Source organism: Pseudomonas sp. NEEL19, assembly GCF_028751975.1.
Taxonomy (GTDB): Bacteria; Pseudomonadota; Gammaproteobacteria; order Pseudomonadales; family Pseudomonadaceae; genus Aquipseudomonas; species Aquipseudomonas juntendi.
The window spans coordinates 5,172,930-5,188,039 of sequence record NZ_CP081491.1 but is presented as its reverse complement, the minus strand read 5'-3'; the positions used below and the strand labels follow the sequence as shown (position 1 = coordinate 5,188,039).

At 64.5% G+C, this 15,110-nt stretch carries 11 protein-coding genes and 1 pseudogene; 8 read left to right on the top strand and 4 right to left on the bottom strand.

Going from position 1 to position 15,110, the window contains the following annotated elements:
* Positions 1–31: 31 nt before the first annotated feature.
* Both K4A76_RS24015 and K4A76_RS24010 read left to right on the top strand, forming a co-directional pair.
* Positions 32–1,027, top strand: a pseudogene (locus tag K4A76_RS24015) (Cache 3/Cache 2 fusion domain-containing protein); the annotation flags it as partial.
* Positions 1,028–1,069: 42 nt separating this feature from the next.
* The gene (locus tag K4A76_RS24010; protein ID WP_371105801.1) at positions 1,070–1,930 is read left to right on the top strand and encodes a methyl-accepting chemotaxis protein; all 861 of its coding nucleotides are present in this window, start codon (positions 1,070–1,072) and stop codon (positions 1,928–1,930) included.
* 130 nt (positions 1,931–2,060) lie between these two features.
* On the opposite strand, the gene hglS is transcribed toward K4A76_RS24010, so the two are convergent.
* Entirely contained in the window at positions 2,061–3,455 is a 1,395-nt protein-coding gene (gene hglS, locus K4A76_RS23020) for a 2-oxoadipate dioxygenase/decarboxylase HglS (RefSeq protein ID WP_274411230.1), read from the bottom strand.
* A 179-nt stretch (positions 3,456–3,634) separates the two neighbouring features.
* Entirely contained in the window at positions 3,635–4,525 is an 891-nt protein-coding gene (locus K4A76_RS23015; RefSeq protein ID WP_009682137.1) for a LysR family transcriptional regulator, read from the bottom strand.
* Between the two features lie 136 nt (positions 4,526–4,661).
* Here K4A76_RS23015 and amaB point away from each other — a divergent pair, with 136 nt between their 5' ends.
* Together amaB and amaA are read left to right on the top strand one after the other, a co-directional pair.
* Complete coding sequence (gene amaB / locus K4A76_RS23010; RefSeq protein ID WP_274411229.1) at positions 4,662–6,152, top strand: L-piperidine-6-carboxylate dehydrogenase; 1,491 nt, start codon at positions 4,662–4,664, stop codon at positions 6,150–6,152.
* Positions 6,153–6,318: 166 nt separating this feature from the next.
* Positions 6,319–7,605 carry an L-pipecolate oxidase gene (amaA, locus tag K4A76_RS23005; protein ID WP_274411228.1) on the top strand — a complete coding sequence of 429 codons (1,287 nt, stop codon included), beginning with the start codon at positions 6,319–6,321 and terminating at the stop codon, positions 7,603–7,605.
* Between the two features lie 108 nt (positions 7,606–7,713).
* Here amaA and K4A76_RS23000 read toward each other — a convergent pair whose 3' ends face one another.
* A complete protein-coding gene (locus K4A76_RS23000) occupies positions 7,714–9,141 on the bottom strand; it encodes a mechanosensitive ion channel family protein (protein ID WP_274411227.1) in 1,428 nt (475 codons plus the stop codon).
* Positions 9,142–9,450: 309 nt separating this feature from the next.
* Here K4A76_RS23000 and ycaC point away from each other — a divergent pair, with 309 nt between their 5' ends.
* From ycaC to K4A76_RS22980, 4 genes are all read left to right on the top strand, one after another.
* A complete protein-coding gene (gene ycaC / locus K4A76_RS22995; protein ID WP_009681621.1) occupies positions 9,451–10,080 on the top strand; it encodes an isochorismate family cysteine hydrolase YcaC in 630 nt (209 codons plus the stop codon).
* A 114-nt stretch (positions 10,081–10,194) separates the two neighbouring features.
* On the top strand, positions 10,195–10,503 hold the full coding sequence (locus K4A76_RS22990) for a hypothetical protein (RefSeq protein ID WP_009681622.1): 309 nt from the start codon (positions 10,195–10,197) through the stop codon (positions 10,501–10,503).
* Positions 10,504–10,540: 37 nt separating this feature from the next.
* Positions 10,541–11,359, top strand: a complete 819-nt coding sequence (locus K4A76_RS22985; protein WP_274411226.1) for an alpha/beta fold hydrolase — start codon at positions 10,541–10,543, stop codon at positions 11,357–11,359.
* Positions 11,360–11,745: 386 nt separating this feature from the next.
* Positions 11,746–13,587: an amidohydrolase gene (locus tag K4A76_RS22980; RefSeq protein ID WP_274412320.1), complete on the top strand. Its 1,842-nt coding sequence runs from the start codon at positions 11,746–11,748 to the stop codon at positions 13,585–13,587.
* 142 nt (positions 13,588–13,729) lie between these two features.
* On the opposite strand, the gene K4A76_RS22975 is transcribed toward K4A76_RS22980, so the two are convergent.
* The gene (locus K4A76_RS22975) at positions 13,730–14,992 is read right to left on the bottom strand and encodes an OprD family porin (RefSeq protein WP_274411225.1); all 1,263 of its coding nucleotides are present in this window, start codon (positions 14,990–14,992) and stop codon (positions 13,730–13,732) included.
* Positions 14,993–15,110 lie beyond the last annotated feature (118 nt).

Sequence of the window (15,110 nt, the reverse complement as noted above, 5' to 3'; positions counted from 1 at the left end):
GACGATCCCGGCCTCTTGCCAGGAGCTTCACATGTCTCAACCCCGTGCCCGCATAGCCTCGCAGCTCGGTGTCGCCCTCGCCATCGTGCTGGCGCTGGTGATTTCCGGCAGTACCCTGTTTGCCCTGCGTTCGCTGGACGATGCCAACCTCGCCACACGCCAGGCGCACCTGGGCAGTGAAGCGCGCCTGCTGGCCGACCAGCTCGAAACCTTCCACAGTTCGCTCAAGGACAATACCCAGCGCCTCAGCGGGTTGTTCGAGCGCCGCTTCGCCTCGGGCCTGTCGCTGCATGCCGGTGAAACGGTGCAGGTCGCCGGGCAGGCAACACCGGCGCTGTACCTGGGTGATCATTTGCTGAACAACGATTTTCAGCAGGTTGACGAATTCCAGCAGATGACCGCTGGCATCGCCACGCTGTTCGTGCGCAGTGGCGAAGACTTCGTGCGCATCAGCACCAACCTGAAGAAGCAGGACGGCAGCCGCGCCATCGGCACTCAGCTCGACCGTCAGCACCCGGCCTACCGCAAGTTGCTGGCCGGGCAAATGTACGTTGGCCGCGCCGTGTTGTTCGAGCGCAACTACATGACCCGCTATGTGCCGGTGAGTGACGGCAACGGCCGGGTAATCGCCGTATTGTTCGTTGGCTTCGACTACACCGATGCGCAGAACACCCAGTTTGCCAACCTCAAGCGTTTCCGCATTGGCCAGACCGGTTCGCTGGCCCTGCAGGACGAGAACGGCCAGTGGCTGGTGCCACCAGCCAATGCCGAGCAACCGCTGTACAGCGCAACGGCCGCATTTGCCGAAGGCCCGTGGACGGTGGTGGCGAGCATGCCGATGGCGGAAATCCGTGAGGTGACCTGGAGCGTAGGCCTGCGCCTGGCCATCGGCAGCCTGCTGGCCATGGTCCTGGCGGTGGCGGCTACCCTGTGGCTGTTGCGGCGCAAGCTGCGGCCGCTGGACGCGCTGGTGCGCCAGGCCGAAGCGCTGGGCGCAGGTGACCTGAGCGCGCGGCTGAGCGTGACCAGCCACGACGAAATCGGCCAACTGGCCAGCAGCTTCAACAAGATGGGCGAGGCCTTGTCAGGCATGGTCGAGCACATTCGCAGTGCGTCCGAGCAAGTCAGCTCGCGCGCCAAATCGTTGTCTGGCCTGTCGGCCGGGGCCTGCGAGGGCATGGAGCAGCAGTCCGGTGAAATCACCAGCATGGCCGGTGCGGTAGAGGAGTTCAGCGCCACCTCGATGAACATCGCCGACAACATGGCGGGCACCGAGCGCATGGCGCGTGACAATGCCCAGCAGACCCGCATCGGCCGCAGCGCCATGGATGAAGCGTCGCGTTCGCTGAAGCAGATTGCCGATGCCCTCGGCGGTACGGCTACGGTGATGGACAGCCTGGGGGCGCGCTCGCAGGAAATCGGCGGCATCATCAGCGTGATCACTGCCATCGCCGAACAGACCAACCTGCTGGCGTTGAATGCGGCCATCGAGGCTGCCCGCGCCGGTGAGCAGGGCCGCGGCTTTGCGGTGGTGGCAGACGAAGTGCGCAGCCTGGCCGCACGAACCCGCCAGGCCACGGATGAAATATCCGGGATGATCACCAGCATCCAGCAGCAGACCGGGCACGCCATCACGACGCTGGAGCAGGGTAACCAGCTGATGCAGGAAGGTCTGCAGCGCAATGACAAGGTGGCGCAAGCGCTGGCGCGTATCGACGAGCAGAGCCGTGCGGCGGGTGAGCAGTTCACGGTGATCAGTACGGCGACTCAGGAGCAGAGCAGCACGGCGACGGTGCTCAGCCGCAATTTGCAGAGCATTGCCCAGGCCAACGGCGAGCAGCGCGAGGTGGCCAATGAGCTGGCCTTTACCGCGCGGGAGCTGGAAGGGCTGGCGGCGCAGCTGCGGCAGGAAGTTGATCGTTTTCGCTGATATCGCAGGGGGCCGCTTTGCGGCCCATTCGCGGGCACGCCCGCTCCCACAGGTACAGCGCAAGCCTTGGGCCTGTGGGAGCGGGCGTGCCCGCGAATGGGGCGCCAAGCGCCCCCGGCGATCTACCGGCTTACATCGAACCTAGGTTCAACGCCTGCGCACAAGCCTGCAGCGACCGCCGCTCGCTTTGCGCATACAGCGCCAGCTCATCCTGCACCTGCAGCCCCAATGCCGCTTCAAAGGCATCGCGGTTGGCATTGCTGCCGTACTCGGCCTGCGCATCGTCACCCAGGTTGGATTGGAAGATGCCCGCCGCGCTCACCGGCAGAAAGTCCTCGTAGACCAGCGCTTCGAAGTGCACATGGCCGGCCTCGATCAAGCCCTCCAGGGTAGTCGGGCGACCGTCCTGATCCCGCGCAGCCAGGCCTTTCTCGGTAGCGAAGTAACGGAAATACGCCAGGCCCTGCTCACGCATCTGCGCGAGGTCGTCCGGGAATTCGGCAAAGCTGTCCTTCAGCAGTGTCATGTAACGTTCGGCGTTGGCCTCGGCAGGCGCACCGCCCAAGGCAGCACGGGTGGCATCGAGCAGTTTGTCGTACAGCTGGCGGCCTTTAGGCGTCAGCGCCGCACCCCGCTGTTCAATCTCGCCAAAGCGCGCGGTGTGGCTGCCTTCGCTGCCCTGCTGGTCGCTGAAGGCGACCTTTTCCTGCAGGGCCTTGAAGCTGGTCTGGCGCAGCAGGATCGGGTGGCGGCGTGTGGGCGGGCCTTCCACCACGGCCTTGGGTGGAATGCCCTTGGCCGGCATGCCGACCTGAATGGCATCGATGTCCAGCGTACGCGGGGTCAGGTGGTTGATGTGCGGGCCCTTGAAGGCCACCACGTCGGCAATCAGGCGGTGCTGATCGTGCAACTGCTGATACTGCGCGGCGGTGACGGTGGCGTCCTGGTGCCAGCGGAAGGTGTGCAGGGCCTCCTGCACGAATGCGGCGGCATCGGTGGCATTCAAGCCGCCGTCGCGCTCGCACTGGGCGATCAGTTCGAGGGCGCGGGGGGTGAAGATCTGGCGCTTGGCCAGGATGCTCTTGGCCAGTTCGCGCAGTTGCGGGTTGTCGATCAGTTCCAAGCGCAGCAGCGAGGTGAACACCCGGAACGGGCTGATGTGCAGGGACTGCTCGTGCACCGCGCGGAAAGCGGTGGAGTGCACCGGCACACCGGCAGAGCTAAGGTCGTAGTACCCAACCGGCTGCATGCCCATCACCGCGAACAGGCGGGCGATGGTGGCCAGTTCTGCGGCGGTGCCAACCCGGATGGCGCCATGCCGTTCGTGGTCCAGGCGCTCGATTTCGCCGGTCCAGCGCAGGGCCTCGGCAACGTCGGGCTGCTGGGCCATGACCTGCTGGTTGACTTCGCTCACCAGCTCCAGCAGCGTGCCGTACAGCGGCACTTCCTGTTTGTACATGAGCGACATGGCGGCAGAAAACTGCGCGCGAATGCTGTCGGGGCTGACGAAATCGTGGGCGGGCATCGCTAGCTTCCTGGTTAGGTTCGGACGCTTACATGAAAGCTGGGAATGCACCTTGCTCACAAGCGAAAAAAAGTGAGTGTGTCATTCCTTTTTTGATCGACCTCAAGGGCCATTGGGGCTGCTTTGCAGCCCATCGCGACACAAGGCCGCTCCTACAGGTCGAGGTAGGCCCGGCAACCTCAAACCTGCAACTGCTCGCCGATCCACTCCACCAACGCCCGTACCTTGGGCACCTCCGCCGCATGCTCGGCATACGCCAGGTAATGCGCCCCGGCACTGCGCATGGCGTGATCCCATGGCACCACCAGGCTGCCGTCGGCCAGCTCCTTGGCTGCCAGGTAGCGTGGCACCAGTGCTACCCCGCAGCCTGTCTGCGCGGCGCTCAATGCCATATAGAAGGTATCGAAGCGCGGCCCGTGGTAGGCGTTGACGCTTTGCAGGTCCTGCTCCAGGAACCACTCGTGCCAGGCCTCGGGGCGCGAGGTACTCTGCAACAGTACCAACTCGGCCAGCTGTTCGGCGCCCGCCAACTCACGCCCGGCCAGCAGCTCCGGCGCACACACCGGCACCACTTCTTCGCCGAACAGCGCCACGCAGGTGGCACCCGGCCAGGTGCCCTGACCATAGAAAAACACCACATCCGCCGAACCTTGCAGCAGGGCGAACGGCTCCATCTCGTTGCGGATATCCAGGTGGATATTGCTGTGCCGTTTGCCAAAGCCCTTGAGGTGCGGGATCAGCCAGCGCACGCCAAAACTCGGTTGAGTGGCGACCTTCAATATCTCGGTCTGCTCGCCATAGGTGAGCACGTAGCGGCTGGACATATCCACCTGGGTAAGGATCTTGTTGACCTCGGCCAGGTACAGGCTGCCGGCCGGGGTCAGTTGCAGGCGCCGGCGAATGCGCAGGAACAGGTGATGGCGCAGCATGTCCTCCAGCTGCGCCACCTGCTTGCTGACCGCGCTCTGGGTCAGGTGCAGCTCTTCAGCGGCACGGGTAAAACTCAAATGGCGGGCTGCAGCTTCAAAGCACTGCAGGGCGGTCATGGAGGGCACCAGGCGTTTGGACATAGCGGTCTCTACGATACGGATCATTACCTGGTGGAATGATATGCGGAATAAAGGTCGTTTGTTGTACCTATGTGATCGGATTAATACTGATCCACATCATTTTTCCACCCCATCACCCGATGTAGGAGAAGCACAAATGGTTGCTGGATTGCTCGAGCGCCTTGGCGTTGCCGCCGAGGCTTACACCCAGGGCGATTACCCTGTTCACACGCCGATCGACGGCAGCCAGATCGCCTCGGTGAAACTGCTCGGCAAGGCCGAGACCACCGCCTGCATCGACCGGGCCCAGAGCGCCTTCGAAGCCTGGCGCAGCGTACCGGCACCACGCCGCGGCGAGCTGGTGCGTCTGTTTGGCGAAGTGCTGCGTGCGCACAAGGCGGACCTCGGCGCGCTGGTCTCGATCGAAGCCGGCAAGATCACCCAGGAAGGCCTGGGTGAAGTTCAGGAAATGATCGACATCTGCGACTTCGCCGTTGGGCTGTCGCGCCAGCTGTACGGCCTGACCATCGCTTCCGAGCGCCCAGGGCACCACATGCGTGAAACCTGGCACCCGCTGGGGGTGGTCGGCGTGATCAGCGCCTTCAACTTCCCGGTCGCAGTGTGGGCCTGGAACACTGCACTGGCTCTGGTGGCTGGTAACTCGGTGGTATGGAAGCCGTCCGAGAAAACCCCGCTGACCGCCCTGGCGTGCCAGGCGCTGTTCGAGAAAGCCCTGAAAGCCTTTGGTGACGCCCCGGCGGGCCTGGCGCAGCTGGTCATCGGTGGCCGTGAAGCCGGTGAAGCCTTGGTCGACGACCCGCGTGTGCCGCTGGTCAGCGCCACCGGTAGCACCCGCATGGGGCGCGAAGTCGGCCCACGTGTGGCCGCGCGCTTCGGCCGCAGCATTCTTGAACTGGGTGGCAACAACGCCATGATCCTGGCCCCCAGCGCCGACCTCGACCTGGCCGTGCGCGGCATCCTGTTCTCGGCGGTCGGTACCGCCGGCCAGCGCTGCACCACCCTGCGCCGCCTGATCGTGCACCGCTCGATCAAGGACGAAGTGGTTGCCCGGGTCAAAGCCGCCTACGGCAAAGTCCGCATTGGCGACCCGCGCAAGGACAACCTGGTTGGCCCGTTGATCGACAAGCTGTCGTTCGACGCCATGCAGGGCGCCCTGGCCAAGGCCCGCGACGAAGGCGGCCAGGTATTCGGTGGTGAGCGTCAGCTGGCCGAGCAGTACCCGAATGCCTACTACGTGTCGCCAGCCATCGCTGAAATGCCGGCGCAAAGCGACGTGGTCCGCCACGAAACCTTCGCCCCGATCCTCTACGTACTGGCCTACGACGACTTTGAAGAGGCCCTGCGCCTGAACAACGAAGTGCCACAAGGCCTGTCGTCGTGCATCTTCACCACCGACCTGCGTGAGGCCGAACGTTTCCAGAGTGCTGCGGGTAGTGATTGCGGCATTGCCAACGTCAACATCGGCACCAGCGGTGCCGAGATCGGCGGTGCGTTCGGTGGCGAGAAAGAGACCGGTGGTGGCCGGGAATCCGGTTCGGATGCCTGGAAGGGCTACATGCGCCGCCAGACCAACACGGTGAACTACTCGCGCGAGCTGCCGCTGGCACAGGGTATCGTGTTCGACTGATCGGTTGATGCTGCATGGCCGGGGGCTTTGCCCCCGGTTCGCGGGTGAACCCGCTCCTATGGGCACTGCACTGCTTTTCGAACCTGTGCAGCCCCTGTAGGAGCGGGTTTACCCGCGAATGGGCTGCAAGGCAGCCCCAACAAGAACAAATTGCTGGAGCCGGGCCATGTCCGAACTGCGTCAACAATGCTTGTGGGAATTCGTCAGCACACCGAGCGTGGCCGCCCAGGCCCTGGCTGGTGAGCACAAGGCCGATGTGTGCGTGATCGGTGGCGGCATTACCGGCCTGTCGGCGGCCATTCACCTGCTCGAGCAGGGCAAGTCGGTGATCCTGCTGGAGGCCTGGAAGGTCGGCCACGGGGGCTCCGGGCGCAACGTCGGGTTGGTCAATGCCGGTACCTGGATCCGCCCCGACGACGTCGAGGCGACCCTTGGCCAGAAGCAGGGCAGCCGCCTGAACCAGGTGCTGGGTGAAGCCCCGGCTGAAGTGTTCGCAATGATCGAGCGCCTGGGCATCGTCTGCCAGGCCCAGCACAAAGGCACGCTGCACATGGCGCACAACGCCACCGGCATTGCCGACCTCGAAGCCCGCCACGGGCAGTGGCGCCGTCGCGGTGCCGACGTGGAGCTGCTGACCGGCGCGCAGTGCCAGGAATACTGTGGCACCGACAAGATTTCCGCCGCGTTGCTCGACCGCCGCGCCGGCACCATCAACCCCATGGGCTACACCCAGGGCCTGGCTGCGGCCGTGGTGCGCCTGGGTGGCCAGCTGTTCCAGCAGTCGGCTGTCGAAGGTCTGGCGCGCGAGGGCGGCGCCTGGCGGGTCAAGACGGCCCGTGGCTCGGTACGGGCCGACAAGGTGGTGATTTCCACCGGCGCCTACACCGAAGGCGACTGGAGCAACCTGCAGAAGCAGTTCTTCCGCGGTTATTACTACCAGGTCGCCTCCAAGCCACTGCAAGGCGCTGAGGCCGACAAGGTACTGCCGCACGGCCAGGGCTCGTGGGACACCCGCACCGTGCTCAGCAGTATCCGCCGTGACGACCAGGGCCGCCTGTTGCTCGGCAGCCTGGGCCGGGTCGACAACAAGCCCGCGTGGTTCGTGCGCAGCTGGGCCGACCGCATTCAAAGCCATTACTACCCGGGCCTGGGCAAGGTCGAGTGGGAAATGCACTGGACCGGTTGCATCGACTTTACCCCCGACCACCTGATGCGCCTGTTCGAGCCTGCGCCGGGGCTGGTGGCGGTAACCGGCTATAACGGGCGGGGCAATACCACCGGCACCGTGATTGGCCGGGCGTTTGCCGAGTTCCTGCTCAAGGGTGAGGCGGGCAGCCTGCCGATTCCGTTCTCGCCAATGAGTGGCGTGAGCGCGCCATCGCTGCGCACCGCGTTCTATGAGTCCGGGTTCTCGCTGTACCACGCGGGGCAATGCCTGCGGGTTGTGTTGTAAGTACCGGCCTCTTCGCGGGTAAACCCGCTCCTACAGGTACAACACAAGGCTCGAATATTGTGTTGTACCTGTAGGAGCGGGTTTACCCGCGAAGAGGCCAGTACAGGCTTACTTGTGCAACCAGCTAAGGAAGCCGCCCTTCTTGATCAGGGCCGGCTTCTGCAGCAACAACGACTCCCGGCTCTGGCGCCGGAACCGCTGCAACTTGCTCAGCGCCGTCTGCACATCGCCACGTTGCGCCAGGCAACTTTTCACCTGCTCTTTGTCGATGCGGTACAGCACGCAGCTGGTCAGTGTACGGAACTCGGCCAGTGACTCGTCTTCGTCGATGATCCCCTCGACCCCCAGCACCTCGCCCGGCCCCATGCGCCCGGCCTCCAGCAGCTTGTCGCCATCGCGCACAGAGGCCGACACCACGCCGCTGCCAATCACCAGCAAATGCTCGGAATGCGCGCCTACCTCCAGGATCACCTGATCCGCCAGGTACTCCACCGCCGTCATGCGCTGGCTCAGTGCGTCACGCTCTTCAGCGCTTAGCGAACGGAACACCCGCACCTCGTCCAGCACTTCGCGCTGGCGGCTGCGTGGCGGCATGGCCAGGTCGACGTTCCACATTACCCCGCTCGCCTCCAGGTGGCGGTGCGCCAGGTCGAACAACTGGTTGCGCGCAGTGGTCTTGCCGCCCATGTCGGCAATGAACCCGCTGGCCTCGTACTCCACCGACTCCAGTGTCGAGGCCTTGACCGACACCTTGGGCGCAGGTGAAGCGAGGATCGCGCTGGTGCCCTGCAGGGCTTTTTCCAGTGCGTCGAACACCCGCCTGGGCCGCACTTTGGCCGGCACTACCACGTTGATCGACACCCCATGCACATCCGCCGGCCTGCTGTGGTTGAGCAGGCGCGCCTTGGCCGCCACCGAATTGGGGATCACCGCCAGGCTACCTGTGCCCGTGAGCAGGCGCGTGGCCCGCCAGTCGATATCCAGCACCTTGCCTTCGGTGCCGTCGATCGCGATCGAATCGCCAATCTGGTAGGGCCGCGTGGTGTTCAGCACGATGCCGCTGAACACGTCAGCCAGCGTGCTCTGCAACGCCAGGCCTATGACGATGGCCATCACGCCCGAGGTGGCCAGCAGGCCCTTGACTGGCAGCTGCAGCACATAGCCTGCGGCCGCGACTACCGCGGCAAGGAAGATCAGCGCCCCCAGCACGTCCTGCAGCAAGCGCCCGCCGTGGCTACCCCGCGCTACCAGCAACAGGCCGAACACCACGGTGACCGTGCGCGCGCCAAACAGCCACCAGCCGATGGCCAATACCGTGGCCATCAGGTTGCGCGGCACATCGTCCGGCCAGGGCGGTGGCTGCAGCGGGCTCATGCCGGCGGCCACCAGCACCGCGCTGAACAACAGGAAAAGCACCAGCCGCATACCGATGCGCCAGGCCCGGTGCTGGAGGGGGATCAACTGCCAGATTACGAGGTCGAGCAGGATCAGGGCAGTACCGAGCAGCAACGGGGACGACTGGATGAACGCCAGCATGGTGGTCTCGGGAGTGAGGGGAGGGCTGTGGGTAGTAATAGAGCAGGTTGGCCGGGCAGGCAATGGGCGCCTGCGTGCGGGTAAACCCGCCCCACAGGCATCGTGCGTAACCTGAGCGAGATGCGGTCGCTGTGGGAGCGGGCAAGCCCGCGAAGAGGCCAGCAAATCCAGCGCCAATCTATCGTTCCCGAAACAGAACGCTAAAGCCAAAAACCGCTATCTACCGCTCCAAAGGTGACGGTTTTAATCTTCTCCCATCAACGCGAAACACCCAACTTGCTGAACTTCAAACCCTATGGAGCAACGACCATGACCAACTTCAAATACAACCGCCTGAACAAAGACGATGCCGCCGTACTGCTGGTCGACCACCAGGCTGGCCTGCTGTCGCTGGTGCGCGACATCGAGCCGGATGCCTTCAAGAACAACGTACTGGCCCTGGCGGACCTGGCCAAGTTCTTCAACCTGCCGACCATCCTCACCACCAGCTTCGAACAAGGCCCCAACGGCCCGCTGGTCCCGGAACTGAAAGCCCTGTTCCCGGACGCGCCGTACATCGCCCGCCCAGGCCAGATCAACGCCTGGGATAACGAAGACTTCGTGAAGGCCGTGAAGGCCACCGGCAAGAAGCAGCTGATCATCGCCGGCGTGGTCACCGAAGTGTGCGTAGCCTTCCCGGCGCTGGCCGCCCTGGAAGAAGAGTTCGACGTGTTCGTGGTTACCGATGCGTCCGGCACCTTCAACGCCATGACCCGCGACGCCGCCCATGACCGCATGAGCCGCGCTGGCGCCCAGTTGATGACCTGGTTCGGGGTTGCCTGCGAGCTGCACCGCGACTGGCGCAACGACATTGAAGGCCTGGCCGCGCTGTGCTCCAACCACATCCCGGACTACCGCAACCTCATGACCAGCTACAACGCCTTCAACGCCAACAAGTAAGCCGCAGCCGCGGGCACCCTCAGCCGGTGCCCGCGCAGGGCAGCACACTTATCCAATCCAGCGCCCGTTGGCCGTTGCACAGTGGCTGTGGGCAAGCTCACCCAAGGAACGCCGATGAACACCGCACTCCAAGACAACCGCGAAGTGGTGACCGTATGCCTGCAGCACCAGGTGCTCGATAGCACGCCGGGTACCTCGGCCGCGCAACCGCCGCGCTGGAAGCAGGCGCTGCTAACCTACCTGGTGATCTGCCCGATGACCATGGTCGTGCCGCAACTGCTGGCGCCGCTGTTTGCCCGCTTCCCGCAACTGGGGGGCGCGATCACCGGCAACCTGATCGTCAACCTGTTCGTCATTCTGCCCGTGGTGTTCTACATCATGCCTTGGGTGACCCGTCGCTGCGCCAACTGGCTGCGCGGCTGAGCCAGCCCCTGACCTCGATAATCCAGGAGATACCGCTATGAGCACGTTCGTTACCCGCGATGGTACTTCGATCTACTTCAAGGACTGGGGCACCGGCAAGCCCGTGCTGTTCAGCCACGGCTGGCCGCTGAATGCCGACATGTGGGACACGCAGATGGAGTTCCTGGCCAGCCGCGGTTACCGCGCCATTGCCTTCGACCGCCGCGGTTTCGGGCGCTCGAGCCAGCCATGGAACGGCTACGACTACGACACCTTCGCTGATGACATCGCCCAGCTGATCGAACACCTCGACCTGCGTGAGGTGACCCTGGTGGGCTTCTCCATGGGCGGCGGTGACGTAAGCCGCTACATCGGTCGCTACGGCACCGAGCGGGTCGCCGGGCTGGTGCTGCTGGGCTCCGTTACGCCGGTGTTCGGCAAACGTGACGACAACCCCGAGGGTGTCGACCTGTCGGTGTTCGAAGGTATCGTGGCTGGCCTGCGTGCCGACCGGGCGCAGTTCATCGCCGACTTCGCCGCACCGTTCTATGGCATCAACCATGGGCAGCAGGTATCCCAAGGCGTGCAGACGCAGACCTTGAACATAGCGCTGATGGCGTCGCTCAAGGCCACCCTGGATTGTGTGACGGCGTTCTCCGAAACCGACTTCCGGTCGGACATGGCCAAGGTCGATGTACCGACGTTGGTGATTCATGGCGATGACGACCAGATCGTGCCGTTCGAGACTACCGGCAAGCAGGCGGCGGCGCAGATTAGTGGGGCTGAGCTGAAGGTTTACGCCGGCGCGCCGCATGGGTTTGCCGTGACTCATGCGCAGCAGCTGAATGAGGACCTGCTGGCGTTCTTGAGTCGCTGAACAAGCCGGGGCCGCTTTGCGGCCCCATCGCCGGCAAGCCCACAGGGGCTGCACAGGGCTCAGAAGCTGTGAAGCCCTTGTGGGCGCTGGCTTGCCGGCGATGGGGCCAGCCCTGGCAACACCAAACTTGATCAGGGCTAACCTTCTACAGCGCCACCGCACATCCATCCAAGCCTTGCCCCTGTACCAGGCGGCATGCTCTGCAGTCGCGCCTGCCGCCGCCGCGCCCAGAGACGGAGAACACCATGCCCCAGGACCGCCACGACAAGACTCGTCGCCAGTTCCTCGCCAGCAGCACCGTACTGGGTGCTGCCGGCGCGCTCTGGTCTGCATTGCCCTTCACCGGCGCCGCCGGTTCCGCTCACGCATCCACCCAAGGAGGTTCCATGACCGCCGACCTGATTCTGTTCAACGGCAAGCTGCACACCGTTGACCGCGAAAAGCCCACTGCCACCGCCGTCGCCATCAAGGACGGCCGTTTCATCGCCGTGGGCAACGACGCCGAGGCCATGGCCCACAAGGGCGCCAGCACGCAAATCGTCGACCTCAAGCAGCGTACGGTCATCCCCGGCCTGAACGACTCGCACCTGCACCTGATCCGCGGCGGCCTGAACTACAACCTGGAGCTGCGCTGGGAAGGCGTGCCGTCGGTGGCCGATGCCCTGCGCATGCTCAAGGACCAGGCTGCGCGCACGCCTACCCCGCAGTGGGTGCGTGTGGTGGGTGGCTGGAACGAGTTCCAGTTCGCTGAAAAACGCATGCCGACCCTGGAAGAAATCAACCAGGCTGCACCCGATACGCCGGTGTTCCTGTTGCACCTCTACGACCGCGCCTTGCTCAACCGTGCCGCACTCAAGGCTGTCGGCTACGACAAGAGCACCCCGAACCCGCCGGGTGGCGAAATCCAGCGTGACAAGTTCGGCAACCCGACGGGCATGCTGATTGCCCGCCCGAACGCGATGATCCTCTACGCCACCCTGGCCAAAGGGCCGAAGCTGCCGCTGGAGTATCAGGTCAACTCGACCCGCCAGTTCATGCGTGAGCTGAACCGCCTGGGCCTGACCAGTGCCATCGACGCTGGCGGCGGCTACCAGAACTTCCCCGACGACTACTCGGTGATCCAGGAGCTGGCCGACAACAACCAGCTGACAGTGCGCATTGCCTACAACCTGTTCACCCAGAAGCCCAAGGAAGAACTGGACGACTTCAAGAAGTGGACATCCAGCGTCAAGCTGCACAGCGGTACCGACTTCCTGCGCCACAACGGCGCTGGCGAAATGCTGGTGTTCTCCGCCGCCGACTTCGAGGACTTCCTCGAGCCGCGCCCGGACCTGCCGCAGACCATGGAAGAAGAGCTGGAGCCGGTGGTGCGCCATCTGGTCGAACAGCGCTGGCCGTTCCGCCTGCATGCCACCTACAACGAATCGATCACGCGCATGCTTGACGTGTTCGAGAAGGTCAACCGCGATATCCCGTTCAATGGCCTGCCGTGGTTCTTCGACCACGCCGAAACCATCACCCCGCAGAACATCGAGCGCGTGCGTGCGTTGGGCGGCGGCATCGCCATCCAGGACCGCATGGCCTTCCAGGGTGAGTACTTCGTCGACCGCTATGGCGCCAAGGCTGCCGAGCAGACCCCGCCGATCAAACGCATGCTCGAGATGGGCGTGCCGGTCGGCGCGGGCACCGACGCTACCCGCGTGTCCAGCTACAACCCCTGGACCTCGCTGTACTGGCTGGTCAGCGGCAAGACCGTTGGCGGCATGGAGCTGTACAAGGAAGGCCTGGACCGCGAGACCGCGCTGCAGCTGTTCACCCAGGGCAGTGCCTGGTTCTCCAGCGAGCAGGGCAAGAAGGGCCAGATCAAGGTAGGCCAGCTGGCCGACCTGGCGGCCTTGTCGCTGGACTTCTTCAGCGTCGAGGAAGAGGCGATCAAGGGCATCGAGTCGGTGCTGACCATTGTCGATGGCAAGGTCGTGTACGGTGCCGGCGAATTCGACCGCCTCGGCCCACCGCAGGTGCCGGTGCTGCCGGAGTGGTCTCCAGTAGCCAAGGTGCCGGGGCACTGGCGCGTGGGTACGCCGTCGCTGGCGGCAGCCGTGCACCAGTGTTCGGGGCCGTGCGGGGTGCATGCGCACAGCCATGACAAGGCGCGCAAATCGAGTGTGCCGGTCAATGACTTCCAGGGGTTCTGGGGGGCGCTGGGCTGTTCGTGCTTTGCTTTCTAAGCTGATGTGTCGAAAAGAAGGGGCTGCTTTGCAGCCCTTCGCGGGCACGCCCGCTCCCACACGTTTGGCGCTGAACTCAAGAAATGCGCGATCCCCTGTGGGAGCGGGCGTGCCCGCGAAGGGTCGCGCTGAAAGCCCGACTTTAGAAACTGCCTTTGAGTGGGTATTCGATGATCAGGTAGAGGCGGTCGATGTCATCGCCCCCCTGTGCCTGGTTGGCACGGTGGCTGACGTGGGAGAACGACAGGCTCAGGTCCTTGGCGGCACCGGACTGCACCACGTATTTCAGGTCTATGTCGCGCTCCCAGTGCTTGCCGCCGTTGCCGTACTGGTTCACATAAGCCCCATTTGCCGGGGTATGGCTGCCATCGATGTCGCGGCCACTGACGTAACGGCCCATCAGGCTCAGGCCGGGCACGCCCAGGGTGGCGAAGTCGAGGTCGTAGCGCAGTTGCCACGAGCGCTCGCCAGGGCCGTTGAAGTCGGCGTACTTGATCGAATTGGCCAGGTAGATGGAGTCGCCACCGACGAAGTCGAACGGAGTGTCGCCCTCGACCTTCTGATAGGCCAGGCTCAGCGCCTGGGCACCGAAACGGTACTTGGTCAGCAGGCTGTAGGCGAGCGTGTCGATCGCACCGGCGCTGGCGCTACCGGTGTCACGGGTGTGGTAAAGGTTGCCGTCCAGGCGCCAGTTGCCTTCGGTCAGGTTCAGGTCGAGGTAGGCCTGGCGCCAGGTGTCTTGCAACTGCCCGGCATATAACGCGCCGCCGAACGGGCCAGAGGGCGCGAAGCTGGCGCCTGCCAGGCTGATGGCGCGGTTGTGGGTGGTGGCGCCGTAGCCGCTGAAATCGTCGTGGGTCGAACTGTTGTCCTGGTTGTTGAAGGCGGTGAAGCGCCCGGCCTGCAGGCGCCAGTCGGGCAGGTCATTGTTCTCGACCAACCAGCCGGTGGCGTATTCGGGGTGCAGGCGTTTGTCGCCGGTGTCGAACACCGGGGTTTCAACCATCATTTCCCCGTAGCGCAGCTGGGTGTTGCCCAGGCGCAGCTTGAGCGCGGCCCCGGCGCTGGAGTAGTCGGATTCGGCGCGGCCATCGCTGTCGCGTGGCAGTAGGCCGGTGCCGGCGTGGCCGCGACCGCCGTCGAGCTTGAATCCGAGAAAGCCATGGGCGTCGATACCGACGCCAAGCGTGCCTTCGGTGAAGCCCGAGCGGACCTCGCCAATGAAGCCCTGGGCCCATTCCTGGCGGTAGTTCTGGCCACTGCCGGAAGGTGAGCGAAAGTCGCTGTGCAGGAAGTAATTGCGGCTGAGCAGCGCCCAGCCGGGTTCAGCGGCCTGGCTGAGTGCCGGGCACAGGGCGAGGGTGGCGAGCAGGGCGCGGCCTGGTCCGTGGGTGGCGCGGATCATGGGGGGCTCCGGCGGATGATCCGGGAGTGTGGGTGAAGGATAGGCCAGGGGTCTTGTAAGGGTGTGCTGGGGGATTTGGTTTGCCTGTACCGGCCTCTTCGCGGGCGCGCCCGCTCCC